Here is a 1,536-nt window from a genome sequence, read left to right on the forward strand (position 1 = left end):
AGTTCTTCATGGTCCTTATGCCCATAGAACTTCGCGTTCGTTACCTGGTTTTCGACGGTGATCCTTTCCATGGCGCGGCAGCTAAGTGCCATTTCGCCGTTCTGGTTCAGCACGAGGACGTGCGCTGCGAAGAAGCCCCAGTGATCCAATCCGGTCAAATAGTAGATGTTTTCCGGGACGGAAATCACGATGCCATCAAGGTTGTTTTCCACCAAAGCCCTTTTCGCTTTGGCGAGGCGACGATCAAGTTCGTCCTGGGGAAACGGTGATTGGTACGTCATGGTGTTCCTCGGTTGAAATGGTTTCGATGCGAGCAAGAGGTACACCTTTCGTAATCCTACGCCGGAGAAACTGCAAGCGCAATTTTCGCAAGGCCGAGCGTTTGGCCTGATTTGCGGGAATTCCTGACCGATCTCAAAGATTCTCTTGCATCACTTGCCCTCTCAGTGGTACACCAATGGAGCAATTCTGCAACAAACCCGATAAAAGGGGGAACAAATGAGAATGAGAAACATCTTCACCGCAATCGCAGCCGCGAGCGCTCTCTTTGTCGGCGTCTCTCACGCCAATGCCGATGATCTTACTGACCGCGCCAAAGCCGGAAAATCGATCCGGATTGGCTTTGCTCACGAAATTCCCTGGGCCTACCCAGGCGACAAAAATGAGCCGCTGGGTTTTGCGAACGCTCTCGCCCTCGGAGTCCTGAAATCCATGGGCTACACCAACATCGAGCCGGTCGTGACCGATTGGGGCGGCTTGATCCCCGGCCTGCAGGCGGGTCGTTTCGATATTATTACCGGCGGCATGTACATCACCGGCAAACGCTGCGCGAACGTGAACTTTGCAGAGCCCATGGGAAAGTTCGGCGACTCCTTCATCGTCAAGAAGGGTAACCCCAAGGGCATTCAGACGTATCAGGACATCAAGAAGAACGACTCCGCGATGGCTACCGTTGCGGGCTTCGTAAACGTGGATGCGGCGATCAAGGAAGGGATAGCCGAAGACAAGATCATGCAGCTTCCGAGCCTCACAGAAGTTCTTGCCGCGGTCAAAGCTGGTCGCGCCGACGCCGGCGCCGGCAACGACTTCGCGATGAAGGACCTCGTCAAGAGCGCCCCCGATGCAATCGAAGTGACCGACTCGACCGCCCTTCCCGAATGGACTTTCAACTGGGTCGCGATCGCATTCAAGAAGGAAGACAAGGACTTCCTCAAAGCCTACAATGAAGCCCAGGCCAAATATCTCGGCACGCCCGAGATGCTCGAGGCTGTGGGCAAGTTTCAGTACACGAAGGCTGAGCTTCCGGGCGACGCTAAGACCGATTGGGTTTGCTCAAACCGATAAACCTCCAAGGTTAGGCGGGCTGCTTTACGCGCAGCTCGCCTATATTGTTGAAGTGAGCTTCAATGGCATATATCTCGTTCCTCTCCGAGTACAGCGGCCGGTTCATTGACGGCGCGCTCGTCACCGGACTTCTGTTTCTATGTTCTTTGGCACTGGCGACTGTGCTCGCGCACGTTTTCGGTCCTTATGCTG

The 1,536-nt window shown here is 54.8% G+C and carries 2 protein-coding genes; one reads left to right on the forward strand and one right to left on the reverse strand.

The annotated features are described in order from the left end of the window. Positions 1–326 (reverse strand): aminopeptidase P family N-terminal domain-containing protein (locus RCCGE510_RS32390; protein ID WP_240539735.1); only part of this gene is annotated, 326 nt, incomplete at its 3' end. A gap of 178 nt (positions 327–504) precedes the next feature. Between RCCGE510_RS32390 and ehuB the strand changes: the two genes are divergently transcribed. Continuing rightward, entirely contained in the window at positions 505–1,344 is an 840-nt protein-coding gene (ehuB, locus tag RCCGE510_RS32395; protein WP_007637709.1) for an ectoine/hydroxyectoine ABC transporter substrate-binding protein EhuB, read from the forward strand. The last annotated feature ends 192 nt before the right edge of the window (positions 1,345–1,536 follow it).

The sequence above is a fragment of the Rhizobium sp. CCGE 510 genome (assembly GCF_000292525.1).
GTDB lineage: Bacteria > Pseudomonadota > Alphaproteobacteria > Rhizobiales > Rhizobiaceae > Rhizobium.